The sequence below is a fragment of the Pseudomonas sp. 7SR1 genome (assembly GCF_900156465.1).
Taxonomy (GTDB): domain Bacteria; phylum Pseudomonadota; class Gammaproteobacteria; order Pseudomonadales; family Pseudomonadaceae; genus Aquipseudomonas.
In genome coordinates this window covers 1,474,385-1,489,747 of the sequence record NZ_LT707064.1, presented here as the reverse complement: position 1 = coordinate 1,489,747, position 15,363 = coordinate 1,474,385, and the positions used below count along the sequence as shown (strand labels likewise).

The following is a 15,363-nucleotide window of genomic DNA, read 5'->3' as shown; positions in this document are numbered from 1 at the left end:
GTCGTTCCCCGTTCAGGCTGTCGCCAGCCAATCACGATCCTGCAGGAAGTACTCGGTCAGCCGCGCCTCTTCGCTGCCCGGTTCGGCTTTCCAGTCGTAGCCCCAGCGCACCTGTGGTGGCAGGGACATCAGGATCGATTCGGTCCGGCCGCCCGATTGCAGCCCGAACAGGGTGCCGCGGTCGTAGACCAGGTTGAATTCCACGTAGCGTCCACGGCGGAACTCCTGAAATTCGCGCTGCTTGGCAGTGAAGGGATCATGTTTGCGGCGGCGCACGATGGGCAGGTAGGCATCGATGTAGGCGTCGCCGATGGCGCGGATGAACGCGAAGCAGGTGTCGAAATCCCACTCGTTGAGGTCGTCGAAGAACAGGCCGCCGATGCCCCGGGGTTCGTTCCGGTGCTTGAGGTGGAAATAGCTATCGCACCAGGCCTTGTAGCGCGGATAGACCTCCGGGCCGAACGGGGCGCAGGCTTGCTCGGCCACACGGTGCCAATGCACGCAGTCTTCTTCCACACCGTAGTAAGGCGTCAGGTCGAAGCCGCCGCCGAACCACCAGACCGGCTCTTCGCCTTCCTTTTCGGCGATGAAGAAACGCACGTTGGCGTGGGAGGTCGGTACATGGGGGTTGTGGGGGTGGATGACCAGCGACACCCCCAGTGCCTCGAAACCGCGCCCGGCCAGTTCCGGCCGGTGGGCGCTGGCCGACGGTGGGAGGCCGCTGCCAAAGACGTGGGAAAAGTTGACGCCGCCCTTTTCGATCACCGTACCGTTTTCAATCACCCGCGTACGACCGCCACCACCGGCAGGCCGGGCCCAGGCGTCTTCGACGAAACGAGTGCCGCCGTCCTCGGTCTCCAGGGCGGCACAGATACGGTCTTGCAGGTCGAGCAGATAGGCTTTCACGGCCTCGGTGCGAGTGGTCATGACATCACCTTGATCAGGGCTGGGCTACGCGGCGTACGACGGGCCGGGTGGCAAATGGGCGCACAGGATAACATCGCGTTCGGCAACGCCACAGTTGACGAAGGCCAGGCTTAGGAGTCCGATAGCAGGCTTGGTAAAAAGCCCGCGACAAGGAGAAAGTGAAGATGGCCAAACGTATCCAGTTCAGTTCCCACGGCGGTCCCGAGGTACTCGAGTACGTGGACTACCAGCCTGCCGAGCCGGGGCCGCAGCAGGTGCGCGTCAGCAATCGGGCGATCGGCCTGAATTTCATCGACACCTACTACCGCAGCGGCCTCTACCCACCACCGGCGTTGCCTTCGGGGTTGGGTTCCGAAGGGGCGGGTGTGGTGGAAGCGGTCGGCAGTGCTGTCACGCGATTCAAGGTGGGCGACCGGGTGGCCTATGGCAGCGGTCCGCTGGGCGCCTACAGCGATGTGCATGTATTGCCCGAAGCCAACCTGGTGCATCTGCCCGAATCCATCGGTTTCGAACAGGCCGCCGGCGTGATGCTCAAGGGCCTGACCGTGCAGTACCTGCTGCGCCAGACCTATGAAATCAAGGCGGGCGAAACCATCCTGTTCCATGCCGCCGCCGGGGGCGTGGGTTCCCTGGCCTGCCAATGGGCCAAGGCCCTGGGCGTGAAGTTGATCGGTACCGTCAGCTCGCCGGAAAAAGCCGCTGTCGCCAAGGCCCATGGCGCCTGGGAAACCATCGATTACAGCAAGGAAAACGTCGTACAGCGTGTGCTGGAATTGACTGACGGCAAGAAAGTCCCGGTGGTGTACGACGGGGTGGGCAAGGACACCTGGCTGACCTCCCTGGACTGCGTCGCTCCCCGTGGCCTGGTGGTGAGCTTCGGCAACGCTTCGGGTGCGGTGGACGGTGTGAACCTGGGGATCCTCTCGGCCAAAGGCTCGCTGTATGTCACCCGCCCGACCCTGGCAACCTACGCCAACAACGCCGAAAACCTGCAGCGCATGGCCGACGAACTGTTCGGGATGATCAGCAGCGGCAAGCTCACGGTGGATATCAACCAGCGGTATCCGCTGGCGGAAGCGGCCAAGGCCCAGACCGAACTGTCGGCGCGGCGGACGACGGGGTCGACCATCCTCCTGCCTTGAGCTACACGGACGAAGGTGTCCTGCAGAACCTGTGGGAGCGAGCCTGCTCGCGATGGCGGCGTATCAGTCGACTTCAATGTTGGCTGGCCTGACGCTATTGCGAGCAAGCTCGCTCCCACAGGGGGTTCTGTGCAGGATGCAGAATTTGTATCCCGCCTCAGTCCGGGCGCACGACCTTCCCTGTCGCCAGGTCGCGAATCACGCTGGGGTTCTTGCGCCCACCCAGGTTGCCGCCGAGTACCAGGTCGATCTGCCCACGGAAGTACTGCTCGACACGAATCCGCGTGCGCGCCGCCGGGCGACCCTGAGGGTTGGCCGAGGTGGACACCAGCGGCCCGACCAGCGAGCACAGGTCTCGTACGGTGGGGTGATCGCTGACCCGCAGGGCTACCGTGTCGTGCACGCCGGTAATCCATTCCGGCAGCAGGTTCTGGTGAGGTACCAGCCACGTATTGGGCCCCGGCCAGGTGCTGGCCATGCGGTCCATCCAGGTTTCGGGGAAGTCTTCGAACAGGAAATCGAACTGGTGGATGTTATCGGCCACCAGGATCAGGCCCTTGTCGGGCAGCCGCGACTTGATCGCCAGCAGGCGCTCCACCGCCTCCTCGTTCCACGGATCGCAGCCCAGGCCCCAGACCGCTTCGGTTGGATAGGCAATCACCGCCCCGGCGCGAATTTCTCGCGCGGCTTGTTGCACACGCCAACTGTTGACCATGAAAGTTCTCCGCAACACACAATTAAGGCTGCGTGCAGTTTACCGATCTTCCCCATAAAACCCAGCAGGTAAACCTAACCGGCCCGCGCAAGCCAGCGTCCGTTGTCACACACGGCCAGCCCTTGCATCTCCAGTTCGGTCAGTGCCGCCAGCACTTTGGGCAATGCCCAGCCGCTGGCATCGGCCAGGGCCTCGCTGGTAAGCGGCGCGGCGTGGAGCAGGCGCAACAGCGGGTGCGCCGAGGCGACCGGCTCCCAGGTCGACGGGAGACGCTGCCAGCCCCGCAAGGCTTCGAGGATATGCTCGACGGTTTCCACCAGCGCCGCTCCGTCGCGGATCAATTGGTGACAGCCCCGCGCGCCCGGGTGATGGATCGACCCTGGAATGGCATAGACCTCGCGGCCCTGTTCCGCGGCGAGCCGTGCGGTGATCAGTGAACCGCTGGCGACACTGGCCTCCACCACCAGCACGCCGAGGGACAGGCCGCTGATGATCCGGTTGCGACGTGGAAAGTTGCCGGCATGGGGTGGAGCGTCCAGTGGGAATTCCGAAAGCACTGCGCTGCCTTGGGCAATCATGGCGTCGGCCAGCCGACGATTGCGCTGTGGATAAAAATTTTCCAGCCCGGTGCCCAGCACGCCGACGGTCTGCCCTCCGACGTCCAGCGCCGCTTGATGGGCCGCCGCATCGATACCCAGGGCCAGCCCGCTGGTAATGACGAAGCCGGCGCTGGCCAGGCTCCGGGAAAAGGCCGCCGCGGTATCCATGCCCGGCCGCGAGGCGCGACGACTGCCGACCATGGCCAGTTGCGGTTTTTCCAGGATCCCGGGGTCGCCGGCGGCGAAGAGCAGCGGTGGCGCATCGCTGATCTGCGCCAGCAATGCCGGGTACTCAGGCTGGTCCCACATCAATAAATGCTGGCCCGCGCGCTCCAGCCAGGCCAATGCATGGGCGGCGCCATCGCGTACATCCGGGTTGCGGCGCGCCTCGGCACAGGCCATGGGCAACCCCAGCGCACGCCACGCGCTGGCCGGCGCGCTGACGGCGCTGGAGGCCGAACCGAAGGCCTCCATCAGGGTCATGAAACGTCTGGGCCCAAGCTCCGGCAAGCGGTGCAGGCGTAGGCGAGCTTCCAGTTCCGCCGGGGAAACCGAAGCGAATTCAGGCAATGACATCGGATCATCCTTGATCGTTATTAGCCCCGAACAAACGGGAACAAGCTGTGGATAACTCTGTTGGTAACTTGTGAGACCCGTTATGGATTGCGCACCTTGTCGAGGATCGCCAGCGACCGCGAGGCATACAGCACCAGGCCATAGCTGAGCTTGTCGTAGGTGCGGAAAACCATCAGCAGGCCGGCCCTTTCGTCGGGAATCTTCACCGGTTCGCCGGTGATGCGGTCGCGTACGGTTTCCCCGGTCTTCATCACCGCCAGGACGTTGCCTTCGGCCAGGCCGTCGCGGCGACCCTTGTTCAGGGTCACCACATCCAGGGCGCCGATCTGGGTCACGCCCCGGGGCACGTCGAGGATCAGTCCGTCGATCTGCGACTTCGGTGCGCTGGGCATGAAGGTGGAGTTGATGGCCCGTTCTTCGCCGCTGAACAGACGATCGCCGAGACGAACTTCCTGGGTGGTGCGTTGCAGGGCCAGGGTGGTGACGTCGCCTTCGGTGGCGACCACTTCACCGCCGCCGATGTCGTCGGCATTGATGCCCAGGAATTCCTTGGTTTCGGGATCGGTGTAGACCTTGCCCTGACGGAAGATGCCGTACGCCGACTGGTTTGCATCGAACGTGCCGCGGGCGAAGATCCGGTCGCCCATGCCGCTGAGGACCCGTTCGGCGTCGCCCGCGACCACGTAGGGGGCCTTGTCGAAGTCCTCGGCGCTGTCGATGATGCGGTTGCTCAGCAGGAAGCTGTTGATGGCTTGCAGCGGTATGCTGGGGATGGCATCGGCCACCGGCGAGCTGCGCACGCGCGGCGACAGCTTGATGGTGCCCCGCGAGGCGCCGCGGCTGAGGGTCAATCGGGGCTGGCCGTTGACGTAGACCAGCGACAGGGTGTCGCCGGGGTAGATCAGGTTCGGGTTTTCGACCTGCGGGTTGGCCTGCCAGAGCTCGGGCCATTTCCAGGGCTCGCGCAGGTATTTGCCGGAAATGTCCCACAGCGTGTCCCCCGGCACCACTGTGTATTGCTGCGGAAAACCTTCCCTAAGTTGCACTTGCCCGTGCGCGATGCCGGCCGAGGCCAGAAGGAGCAGGGCGAGTAGTGATTTCCTCATGCGGTGAATCCCTTTATCATGTGCGTTCGCGTAAAACGCCAGAGCCCCCATGGCTCGCTCCGTGGGCTGCTGCGTTTCAGGGCAGCTCCAAGAGCGACGTTTTACAACGGTAGCCTGCATCCCAAGACACGCCAGGCCAGCCACCCGACTTTACCTCACACGTGCATTTATCAAGCTTATGGCCATTTTGAACATTCTCGAGTTTCCCGATCCGCGCCTGCGCACTATCGCCAAACCGGTGGCCGTAGTGGACGACGAAGTGCGCCAGTTGGTCGATGACATGTTTGAAACAATGTATGAAGCGCCAGGCATCGGCCTCGCCGCGACCCAGGTCAACGTACACAAGCGTATCGTGGTGATGGACCTCTCCGAAGACCGCAGCGAGCCGCGGGTGTTCATCAATCCGGAGTTCGAAACCCTCACCGACGAGATGGAGCAGTACCAGGAAGGTTGCCTCTCGGTCCCAGGCTTCTACGAAAACGTCGACCGCCCGCAGAAGGTCAGGATCAAGGCCCTGGACCGTGACGGCAAGCCGTACGAACTGATCGCCGAAGGCTTGCTGGCGGTGTGCATCCAGCACGAATGCGACCATCTCAACGGCAAGCTGTTCGTGGATTATCTGTCTACGCTCAAGCGTGACCGGATCAAGAAAAAACTGGAAAAGATCCATCGCCAGAATGCTTGATGCCCCCCTTCAAAGGCTTGCCGCGGCAAGCCTTTTTCTTTATGCGACCGCTTTGTAATCGAGAGCTTCCCATGACTGAGCCACTGCGCATCGTCTTTGCCGGCACGCCCGAGTTCGCCGCCGAACACCTCAAGGCCCTGCTGGCCAGCCCCCATGACATCGTTGCGGTCTACACCCAGCCGGATCGGCCCGCCGGTCGCGGGCAGAAACTGATGCCCAGCCCGGTCAAGCAACTGGCCCTGGAAAATGGCCTGCCCGTCTCGCAGCCGCCGACCCTGCGTGACCCACAGGCCCAGGCTGAACTGGCCGCGCTGAAGCCGGACCTGATGGTGGTGGTCGCCTATGGCCTGATCCTGCCTCAGGTGGTGCTGGACATTCCGCGCCTGGGTTGCATCAACAGCCACGCTTCACTGTTGCCGCGCTGGCGCGGTGCGGCGCCGATCCAGCGCGCCGTGGAAGCGGGCGATGCCGAGAGTGGCGTGACCGTGATGCGCATGGAAGCCGGCCTGGACACCGGGCCGATGCTGCTCAAGGTGACGACCCCCATCGGCGCCGACGATACCGGCGGCAGCCTGCATGACCGTCTCGCGCTCATCGGCCCGCCGGCCGTGGTCCAGGCCATCGCCGGCCTGGCTGCCGGTACGCTGGCCGGCGAAGTGCAGGATGACAGCCTTGCCACCTACGCCCACAAGTTGAACAAGGATGAGGCCCGCATCGACTGGAGCCGTCCGGCCATCGAGCTGGAGCGATTGGTGCGCGCCTTCAATCCCTGGCCGATCTGCCACAGCACGCTGGGCGGCGAGACGCTGAAGGTGCTGGCCGCCCGCCTCGCCGAAGGTGCGGGCTCCCCCGGGCAGATCCTCGATGCCAGCAAGGACGGTCTGGTTGTCGCGTGCGGCGAGCAGGCCTTGTGTCTGACGCGTCTGCAATTGCCCGGCGGCAAGGCGCTGAATTTCAGCGATTTGTACAACAGTCGCCGTGAGAAATTTGCCGTCGGCACCGTGCTGGGCCACGTGGCGGACGCCTCATGAACCCGCGTCTGGCCGCCGCCAGGGCGCTTGCCGCGGTCCTCAGTGGCAAAGCCTCGCTCAACAGTTCCCTGCCGACCCAGCTGGACAAGGTCGAAGACCGCGACCGCGGTTTCACCCAGGACCTGGCCTTCGGCACCGCCCGCTGGCAGCCGAGGTTGTCAGCGCTGGCCGCCAGGCTCTTGCAGAAACCGTTCAAGGCTGCCGATGCCGACGTCGAAGCCCTGCTGCTGGTGGGGCTCTATCAGTTGCTCTACACCCGCGTTCCGGCCCACGCCGCCATCGGCGAGACCGTAGGCTGCGCCGACAAGTTGAAGAAGCCGTGGGCCAAGGCCCTGCTCAATGCCGTGCTGCGCCGCGCCCAGCGCGAAAGCGAAAGCCTGCTGGCCGAGCTGGAACATGACCCGGTGGTGCGCACCGCCCATCCGCGGTGGCTGCAGAAGTCCCTGAAGGCCTTCTGGCCCGAGCAATGGGAGGCCATCTGCGCCGCCAACAATGCCCATCCGCCGATGATCCTGCGGGTCAACCGCCGCCATCACACCCGCGATGCCTACCTGGCTTTGCTGGGCGAGGCGGGCATCCCGGCCAGGCCCTGCGTCTATAGCCGCGACGGCATCCTGCTGGAAACTCCGGGGGACGTACGCACGCTGCCGGGGTTCGCCGAGGGCTGGATCAGCGTCCAGGACGAAGCCGCGCAACTGGCCGCCGACCTGCTGGACCTGGCGCCAGGCCAACGGGTGCTGGACGCCTGCTGCGCCCCGGGGGGCAAGACCTGCCACATCCTCGAAGCCGAGCCCGGGTTGGCCGGTGTGGTGGCCGTGGACCTGGAAGCCAAGCGCCTGGTGCGGGTGAAGGAGAACCTCGAACGCCTGGGCCTGGCAGCCGAGCTGATCGCTGCCGATGGCCGCGACACCGCTTCTTGGTGGGACGGCAAGCCGTTCCAGCGGATCCTGCTGGATGCACCGTGTTCGGCCACCGGCGTGATCCGTCGCCACCCTGATATCAAGCTCACCCGCCAGCCGGACGACATCGCCGCGTTGGCGGTTCTGCAGGGCGAATTGCTCGATGCCCTGTGGTTGACCCTCGAGGTGGGCGGCATCCTGCTCTATGCCACCTGTTCGACGTTGCCGACCGAGAACACCGAGGTGATCGACGCCTTCCTCGCCCGGACTCCGGGCGCCCGGGAGCTGGACATCGCCAGCCAGGCCGGCCTGAAGCAGCCACACGGCCGCCAGTTGCTGGCCCAGGAGGGCGGCCACGATGGGTTTTATTACGCCAAGCTGATCAAGATCGCCGCCACACGCGGTTAAGACCGATTCGATAGGAGTGACCGGATGAAAATCATCATCCTCGGTGCAGGGCAGGTGGGGGGTTCGCTGGCTGAGCATCTGGCCAGCGAGGCCAATGACATCACCGTGGTCGACACGAACGGCGAGCGCCTGCGGGACCTGGGCGATCGTCTCGATATCCGTACCGTGCAAGGACGCGGTTCCCTGCCGACAGTGCTGCGCCAGGCCGGCGCCGACGATGCCGACATGCTGGTGGCCGTGACCAACAGCGATGAAACCAACATGGTGGCCTGCCAGGTGGCCCACACCCTGTTCCACACCCCGACCAAGATCGCCCGGGTGCGGGAAGCGGCCTACCTGACCCGCGCCGACCTGTTCGACAACGAAGCGATTCCGGTGGATGTGTTGATCAGCCCCGAGCAGGTGGTGACCAACTACATCAAGCGCCTGATCGAGCACCCCGGCGCCTTGCAGGTAATCGACTTTGCCGAAGGCAAGGCGCAACTGGTGGCGGTCAAGGCCTACTACGGCGGCCCGTTGGTAGGGCAGCAGTTGCGCCAGCTGCGCCAGCACATGCCCAATGTGGAAACGCGGGTCGCGGCGATTTTCCGACGTGACCGGCCGATCCTGCCTCAGGGCGACACGGTGATCGAAGCCGACGACGAAGTGTTCTTCATCGCCGCCAAGGCCAATATCCGCGCGGTGATGAGCGAAATGCGTCGCCTCGACGAGAAAAACAAGCGCATCGTGATCGCCGGTGGCGGGCAGATCGGCGAGCGTCTGGCCGAAGCCATCGAAAGCCGTTACCAGGTGAAGATCATCGAGATGAACCCGGCGCGCTGCCGTTATCTCTCGGACACCCTCGACAGCACCGTGGTATTGCAAGGCAGCGCCTCGGACCGTGACCTGCTGCTGGAAGAAAACATCGCCGACGCCGACATCTTCCTGGCCCTGACCAACGACGACGAAGCCAACATCATGTCGTCGCTGCTGGCCAAGCGCCTGGGGGCGCGGAAGGTGATGACCATCATCAACAACCCGGCCTATGTCGACCTGATCCAGGGCGGCGAGATCGACATCGCCATCAGCCCGCAGCTGGCAACCATCGGCACCCTGCTGGCCCACGTGCGGCGTGGCGACATTGTCAGCGTGCACTCCCTGCGTCGTGGCGCGGCCGAGGCCATCGAGGCGATCGCCCACGGCGACGCCAAGTCCAGCAAGGTCATCGGCAAGGCCATCCGCGACATCGGCCTGCCACCGGGTACCACCATCGGCGCGATCATCCGCGATGAAGAAGTGCTGATCGCCCATGACGACACCATGATCCAGGCCGGCGACCATGTGATCCTGTTCCTGGTGGACAAGAAGCACATTCGCGACGTCGAGAAGCTGTTCCACGTGGGGTTGAGTTTCTTCTGATCCGGGATGCGCAGTGACGCAAAGGGCCTCATCGCGAGCAGGCTCGCTCCCACAGAGGATCTTCATTGCTCACAAATGTTGTGAACAACGCCGACCCCTGTGGGAGCCAGACTGCTCGCGATAGCTATCTAGCAGCCAACGGATCAACCCCTGACACAACCAATAAGGACGCCGCCATGCTCGACTCCCTGGAAAAAATGCTCGCCAAGGGCGTGGATAACGCACTGCTGCGCTTCGGCCTGGGCAAGGGGTACCTGGACCTCGGCGAATTCACCCGCGCCGCCGAACACCTGCAGCGCTGCGTCGAATTCGATCCCAAATATTCAGCCGCATGGAAACTGCTGGGCAAGGCTCATCAAGGGCAAGGCGACCTGGCGGCAGCACGTCGTGCCTGGGAACAAGGCCTTGAGGCCGCCCGCGCCCATGGCGACAAACAGGCGGAAAAAGAGATGGCGGTGTTCCTCAGGAAACTGGATCGCCATCCCTGAGCTCCCACCTCAGCCCCCTTGATTGTTGCAATCGGCTGCCTGCTTGAGGTATGTCAGGGCTCGCTGTTCGCCCATGGAGTCGAGGTAGGTGATGTGCGCATTCACCAACCCGCAGGTCTGGCCAGCGTCTTCGGTCAGCGAAACCACTTTCGCAATGTCCAGGTGGGTGCCGTAGGAGTAGGTTTCGCTTGCTGCGTTGGCTTGGGCCATGGCGGGTAATGCGCCGGCGCTCAGGGCGGTCATCAGGCAAGCAGTGGCAATGGTTTTCAGGTTCATGGTCGTTTTCCTTCAATGAGTTCGATGGCGTCATCGAGGCGATTCATGTTGTCTCGATGGAGCTCATTAAAGGCCTGGGAGGTATCTCGGCTGTGTCGAGAAATACCTCGGTTGGATGGGTTACGTATCTGAGGTGGGTTGCGATACAGAGCGATACAATCGCCACTGTTTTTGCTTGGCCTCGGTCTGGACAGGCTGAACTGCGGTGCCCTGCCATCCGGCAGCAAAGCATCGCCATACTGCGCAACTGATGCGCGCATTTCGGAGAGCAGGGCATGGAACATGTCGATCACGTATTGATCGTGGATGATGATCGGGAAATCAGGGAGCTGGTCGGCAACTACCTGAAGAAAAACGGTCTGCGCACCACCGTGGTTGCCGATGGGCGCCAGATGCGGGCCTTTCTCGAAACCAACCAGGTGGATCTGATCGTGCTCGACATCATGATGCCGGGGGATGACGGGCTGCTGCTGTGTCGCGAACTGCGCGCCGGAAAACACAAGGCGACCCCCGTGCTGATGCTGACGGCTCGCACCGACGAGACCGACCGCATCATTGGCCTGGAGATGGGGGCCGACGACTACCTGGCCAAACCCTTCGCTGCCCGGGAGCTGCTGGCGCGGATCAATGCCGTGCTTCGGCGTACCCGCATGCTGCCGCCCAACTTCGTCGTCACCGAAAGCGGCCGGCTGCTCAAGTTCGGCCGGTGGCGCCTGGATACCACCGCCCGCCATCTGCTCGATGAAGACGACACGCTCGTCTCCCTGAGCGGCGCCGAGTACAGGCTGCTGCGGGTATTTCTCGATCATCCCCAGCGGGTACTGAGTCGCGACCAACTGCTCAACCTGACCCAGGGCCGTGACGCGGACATCTTCGATCGCTCCATTGACCTGCTGGTCAGCCGCGTGCGGCAGCGTTTGATGGATGACGCGCGCGAACCCCTCTACCTCAAGACTGTGCGCAACGAAGGCTACGTCTTTACCTTTGCAGTGGAAGTGCTTGGGGAACAGGCATGAAGCTCGCCTTGCAATGGCCCCGCACGCTGGCCTCGCGGCTGTGGCTGGTGTTCCTTGTCGGTCTGATCCTCGCCCAATCCCTGACGTTCGCAGCCCAGTACTACGAACGCTACCAGAGCACCAAGACGGCGATGCTGGGCAACTTCGAACACGACACAGCGACGTCCATCGCCATTCTCGACCGTCTGCCGGCCGCCGAGCGCCTGGAGTGGACCAAACGCCTGCAGCGTCGCAACTACGACTATCTGCTGCGCGAGCACGACCCTGGCATTGCACTGACCTCGAACGATCTCGCTGCGACTGCGGCGCAGTCACTGCAGGCCTCCCTGGGCCGCAACTATGACCTGACCTTCGTCGAGATCCCCGGCCCTCGCCAGCATTTCCAGGCCCAGGTGCGACTGGCTGACGGCAGCCCGGTCACCATCGATGTGCGCCCTTCGGTCAGGCCGTTGTCGCCCTGGTTGCCCTTTGTCCTGTTCGGTCAGTTGGTGTTGATGATCGGCTGTACCTGGCTTGCCGTGCGGATCGCGATCCGCCCCCTCAGCCGCCTGGCCGAGGCGGTCGAGAACCTCGACCCGAACGCACACCCGGTGCAGTTGGATGAAAACGGCCCCCGGGAAGTGGCGTATGCCGCCCGGGCCTTCAACAGCATGCAGGCGCGTATCGCCGCGTACCTGAAAGAACGCATGCAATTGCTCGCGGCCATTTCCCATGACCTGCAGACGCCCATTACGCGCATGAAGCTGCGCGCCGAGTTCATGGATGACTCGGTCGAGAAAGACAAACTGGGCAACGACCTGGACGAAATCGAGCACCTGGTGCGTGAAGGTGTCGCTTATGCGCGCAGCGTCCATGGCGCGACTGAAACCAGTTGCCGTATCAGCCTGGACTCCTTTCTCGACAGCCTGGTGTGCGACTACCAGGACACCGGTCGAGAGGTCAGCCTGATCGGCAAGAACGGCGCGGTCATCGAGACAAGACCCCATGCCCTGCGTCGTATCCTGGTGAACCTGGTGGATAACGCGCTGAAGTACGCCGGCACCGCCGAAGTGGAAATCTGCGGCAACGCCAGCACAGGCGTTTCCATCAAGGTGCTTGACCGAGGGCCGGGGATTCCCGAGGAGATCCTGGCCGAGGTGGTCAAGCCGTTCTACCGGGTGGAAAGCTCACGCAACCGCAGCACTGGCGGCACCGGCCTGGGCCTTGCCATCGCTCAGCAGTTGGCCAACGCGATTGGCGGCTCGCTGAGCCTGCGCAACCGCGACGGCGGTGGTCTTTGCGTGACCCTCGACTTCAGCGTCGATCGGTAGGCCGTGCTGGCTGCACCTTGTGTGCAGCCTCTACCGGCCGGATCCAGGGGCCATTTGTAAGCCACTGTATCCAGCCCATTCACATACTCATAAGAACGTATAACCGCCGGTTGTCGAACATAGCCGGTATACATGCCGCTGCAAGAATTCTCCCCATCGACTCGCCACCGGATCCCCGAATGGCGAGCCCTCACGACAGGAGAACTTGCGATGAATACCCAATCCTACCGCCCCCAGGGCTGGCAACTGTTCGGCCTGATCGCCGCCCTGGTGGTGGCGATGAGCATCGCGACCGTGGCGGTGCAACCTGATCTGGTGGAGGGACTGCGCAGCGCCATCCGCGCCACCGCCCGTTCTTCCTTCGTACTGTTCCTGATCGCGTTCACCGCATCGGCCTTCGCCGTACTGGTGCCTTCACCACTTTCCAAGGCACTGGTTCGTGAGAGGCGCTTCATCGGCCTCGCCTTTGCCTTCTCCCACCTGATACATGCCGTACTGATCTACGGGTATGGGCAGCTCAACACCGAGTTCTGGCCGGCCCGCACCGTTGCCAACAACATCCCGGGCGGCACCGCCTACGCCTTCATCCTGCTGATGGCACTGACGTCATTCAAAGGGCCAGCCCGACTGCTGGGACCCAAGGCATGGAAGACATTGCACGTCACCGGCATGTGGATCATCGCCGCTGTGTTTGCCTTCTCCAACTTCAAACGCATCCCGATGAGCGACTGGTACGTGCTGCCCTTCGGCATCACCTGCGCCGCCGTGGCGATCCGCCTGGTGGGCAAGCTGGCCATGGCCAACAAACGCAGCCAAGCCAGGCAGGCGTCGATGCGCCGAGGGGCGGTCGCCTCCTGATAGACCTGCGATCCACAGCAAACGAAGCCGCCTTCTCAGACACGACATATCGCTTCGATAGATTTCTCGGAAGCAGTCATTCCGACTGCCTAAAAACAAGGAAACAAAAATGAGCACTCGCACCCAGACTCCTCAGGCCCAGGCCGGCAGCTATATCACCACTCAGGACGGCGTACAGCTCTACTACAAAGACTGGGGCCCGAAAGATGGGCCAGTCGTCACCTTCAGCCACGGCTGGCCGCTGAATTCCGACAGCTGGGAATCCCAGATGCTGTTCCTGGCTGACAAAGGCTATCGGGTGATCGCCCACGACCGTCGCGGCCATGGCCGCTCCAGCCAGCCGTGGGAAGGTAACGACATGGATCACTACGCCGATGACCTGGCCACCGTGATCGACACCCTGGACCTCAACGACATCACCCTGGTGGGGTTCTCCACCGGTGGCGGCGAAATCACCCGCTATATCGGCCGCCACGGTACCGACCGAGTGAAGAAGGCCGCACTGATCAGCGCCGTTCCGCCGATGATGCTCAAGACCGAAGACTACCCAGGCGGCCTGCCGATCGAAGTGTTCGACGGCCTGCGCCAGGCCTCGCTGGACAACCGCTCGCAGCTGTATCGCGACATCGCGTCGGGTCCGTTCTTCGGCTTCAACCGCGACGGGGCGAAAGTCTCCCAGGGGCTGATCGATTCGTTCTGGGTGCAGGGCATGCAAGCGGGCCACAAAAACACCTATGACTGCATCGCGGCGTTCTCGGCGACGGACTTTCGCGCCGACCTGGCCACGTTCGACGTCCCGACACTGATCGTGCACGGCGACGATGATCAGATCGTCCCGATCGACGCCTCCGCCCATGCCGCCGCCAGGCTGGTGCGCAACGCCGAGTTGATCGTCTATCCGGGCGCGCCGCACGGTCTGACCGACACCCACAAGGACCGCCTCAACCAGGATCTGCTGGACTTCCTGGGCAAGTAAGCCCATCGCATCCGCTCATGTGCCGCCCGGGACATGAGCACAACAATAGCCATAACAGAAAAGGAATGATCATGTTCAAGCTCAAATCGCTCTTGGCCGTCACCGTCACCGCCGCATTGGCTCTGACATCGCTCCACAGCGCCGCCGCGCAACCCGATGCCACCAAGCCTACCGTCGTGCTGGTGCATGGCGCGTTCGCCGAGTCGTCCAGCTGGAATGGCGTCGCCGCCCGGTTGCTGAACCAGGGTTACCCGGTGGTGGCCGCCGCCAACCCGCTGCGTGGTGTGAAGCAGGACGCCGACTACGTCGCCGACATCGTCGAGCAGACCCCTGGCCCGGTGATCCTGGTGGGTCACTCCTACGGTGGCGCCGTGATCACCAACGCGGTGCACGGCAACCCACGGGTCAAGGCGCTTGTCTATGTCGCGGCTTTCGCGCCGGACAAAGGCGAAACCGCCATCGAGCTGTCCGGCCGCTACCCTGGCGGTACCCTCGGACCGACCCTGGCCGCTCCGGTGCAGTTGGACGACGGCAACAAGGATCTCTACATCCAGCAGGACAAATTCGGCCAACAGTTTGCCGCCGACGTGCCGGTGGCCGAGTCCGCATTGATGGCCGCCACCCAACGGCCCATCAGCGAGGCGGCCTTGAAGGAAGCGTCTGGCGAACCGGCCTGGAAAAAAACGCCGTCCTGGTTCATCTACGGTTCGGCGGACAAAAACATCCCCGAAGCTGCCCTTAAGTTCATGGCCGACCGTGCGGGCTCGAAAAAGACCGTCACCGTCCAGGGCGCCTCCCACGTGGTGATGACGTCCAACCCGGATAAAGTCGCGGAGCTGATCATCGAAGCGGCCCAAGCCAGTTCCAAGGGCTGACTCCACTGAACCGGGTCTTGGGCGCCAAAGGCCCGGTTCGCTTATCCGTCTGTTGTTTCGAGAAGCACCCAAAACCCG

The 15,363-nt window shown here is 63.4% G+C and carries 16 protein-coding genes; 11 read left to right on the top strand and 5 right to left on the bottom strand.

Annotated elements, in window-relative coordinates; translation table 11 throughout:
* Nucleotides 1–12 precede the first annotated feature (12 nt).
* Entirely contained in the window at nt 13–927 is a 915-nt protein-coding gene (gene hemF, locus BW992_RS06750; protein ID WP_072398198.1) for an oxygen-dependent coproporphyrinogen oxidase, read from the bottom strand.
* A gap of 164 nt (nt 928–1,091) precedes the next feature.
* On the opposite strand from hemF, the gene BW992_RS06745 reads away from it, so the two are divergent.
* On the top strand, nt 1,092–2,069 hold the full coding sequence (locus tag BW992_RS06745; RefSeq protein WP_072398196.1) for an NADPH:quinone reductase: 978 nt from the start codon (nt 1,092–1,094) through the stop codon (nt 2,067–2,069).
* A 157-nt stretch (nt 2,070–2,226) separates the two neighbouring features.
* Here BW992_RS06745 and BW992_RS06740 read toward each other — a convergent pair whose 3' ends face one another.
* From BW992_RS06740 to BW992_RS06730, 3 genes are all read right to left on the bottom strand, one after another.
* The gene (locus tag BW992_RS06740; RefSeq protein ID WP_014335849.1) at nt 2,227–2,784 is read right to left on the bottom strand and encodes an L-threonylcarbamoyladenylate synthase; all 558 of its coding nucleotides are present in this window, start codon (nt 2,782–2,784) and stop codon (nt 2,227–2,229) included.
* 74 nt (nt 2,785–2,858) lie between these two features.
* A complete protein-coding gene (dprA, locus tag BW992_RS06735; RefSeq protein ID WP_072398194.1) occupies nt 2,859–3,959 on the bottom strand; it encodes a DNA-processing protein DprA in 1,101 nt (366 codons plus the stop codon).
* 80 nt (nt 3,960–4,039) lie between these two features.
* Nucleotides 4,040–5,065, bottom strand: a complete 1,026-nt coding sequence (locus BW992_RS06730) for a LysM peptidoglycan-binding domain-containing protein (RefSeq protein ID WP_076405842.1) — start codon at nt 5,063–5,065, stop codon at nt 4,040–4,042.
* Nucleotides 5,066–5,243: 178 nt separating this feature from the next.
* Between BW992_RS06730 and def the strand changes: the two genes are divergently transcribed.
* The 5 genes from def to BW992_RS06705 all read left to right on the top strand — a co-directional run bounded on the left by def (nt 5,244) and on the right by BW992_RS06705 (nt 9,974).
* The gene (gene def, locus BW992_RS06725) at nt 5,244–5,750 is read left to right on the top strand and encodes a peptide deformylase (RefSeq protein ID WP_072398190.1); all 507 of its coding nucleotides are present in this window, start codon (nt 5,244–5,246) and stop codon (nt 5,748–5,750) included.
* A gap of 71 nt (nt 5,751–5,821) precedes the next feature.
* Nucleotides 5,822–6,781 carry a methionyl-tRNA formyltransferase gene (gene fmt / locus BW992_RS06720; protein ID WP_072459516.1) on the top strand — a complete coding sequence of 320 codons (960 nt, stop codon included), beginning with the start codon at nt 5,822–5,824 and terminating at the stop codon, nt 6,779–6,781.
* Nucleotides 6,778–8,088 (top strand): 16S rRNA (cytosine(967)-C(5))-methyltransferase RsmB, encoded by a 1,311-nt coding sequence (gene rsmB, locus BW992_RS06715; protein ID WP_076405841.1) that lies wholly within the window; start codon nt 6,778–6,780, stop codon nt 8,086–8,088. The genes fmt and rsmB overlap by 4 nt, the downstream gene beginning before the upstream one ends.
* Nucleotides 8,089–8,112: 24 nt before the next feature.
* On the top strand, nt 8,113–9,486 hold the full coding sequence (gene trkA, locus BW992_RS06710) for a Trk system potassium transporter TrkA (protein ID WP_072398176.1): 1,374 nt from the start codon (nt 8,113–8,115) through the stop codon (nt 9,484–9,486).
* A 176-nt stretch (nt 9,487–9,662) separates the two neighbouring features.
* On the top strand, nt 9,663–9,974 hold the full coding sequence (locus BW992_RS06705) for a tetratricopeptide repeat protein (protein ID WP_072398157.1): 312 nt from the start codon (nt 9,663–9,665) through the stop codon (nt 9,972–9,974).
* Between the two features lie 9 nt (nt 9,975–9,983).
* Here BW992_RS06705 and BW992_RS06700 read toward each other — a convergent pair whose 3' ends face one another.
* The gene (locus BW992_RS06700) at nt 9,984–10,250 is read right to left on the bottom strand and encodes a DUF2790 domain-containing protein (protein WP_072398155.1); all 267 of its coding nucleotides are present in this window, start codon (nt 10,248–10,250) and stop codon (nt 9,984–9,986) included.
* A 275-nt stretch (nt 10,251–10,525) separates the two neighbouring features.
* Between BW992_RS06700 and BW992_RS06695 the strand changes: the two genes are divergently transcribed.
* The 5 genes from BW992_RS06695 (at nt 10,526) to BW992_RS06675 (ending at nt 15,285) form a co-directional block, all read left to right on the top strand.
* Nucleotides 10,526–11,266 carry a response regulator gene (locus BW992_RS06695; protein WP_072398154.1) on the top strand — a complete coding sequence of 247 codons (741 nt, stop codon included), beginning with the start codon at nt 10,526–10,528 and terminating at the stop codon, nt 11,264–11,266.
* A complete protein-coding gene (locus BW992_RS06690) occupies nt 11,263–12,576 on the top strand; it encodes an ATP-binding protein (protein ID WP_076405839.1) in 1,314 nt (437 codons plus the stop codon). Before BW992_RS06695 ends, BW992_RS06690 begins: the two co-directional genes overlap by 4 nt.
* A 210-nt stretch (nt 12,577–12,786) precedes the next feature.
* The gene (locus BW992_RS06685) at nt 12,787–13,434 is read left to right on the top strand and encodes a ferric reductase-like transmembrane domain-containing protein (RefSeq protein ID WP_072398151.1); all 648 of its coding nucleotides are present in this window, start codon (nt 12,787–12,789) and stop codon (nt 13,432–13,434) included.
* 109 nt (nt 13,435–13,543) lie between these two features.
* Complete coding sequence (locus BW992_RS06680; RefSeq protein ID WP_072398150.1) at nt 13,544–14,410, top strand: alpha/beta fold hydrolase; 867 nt, start codon at nt 13,544–13,546, stop codon at nt 14,408–14,410.
* A gap of 65 nt (nt 14,411–14,475) precedes the next feature.
* Nucleotides 14,476–15,285: an alpha/beta fold hydrolase gene (locus BW992_RS06675; protein WP_076405838.1), complete on the top strand. Its 810-nt coding sequence runs from the start codon at nt 14,476–14,478 to the stop codon at nt 15,283–15,285.
* The last annotated feature ends 78 nt before the right edge of the window (nt 15,286–15,363 follow it).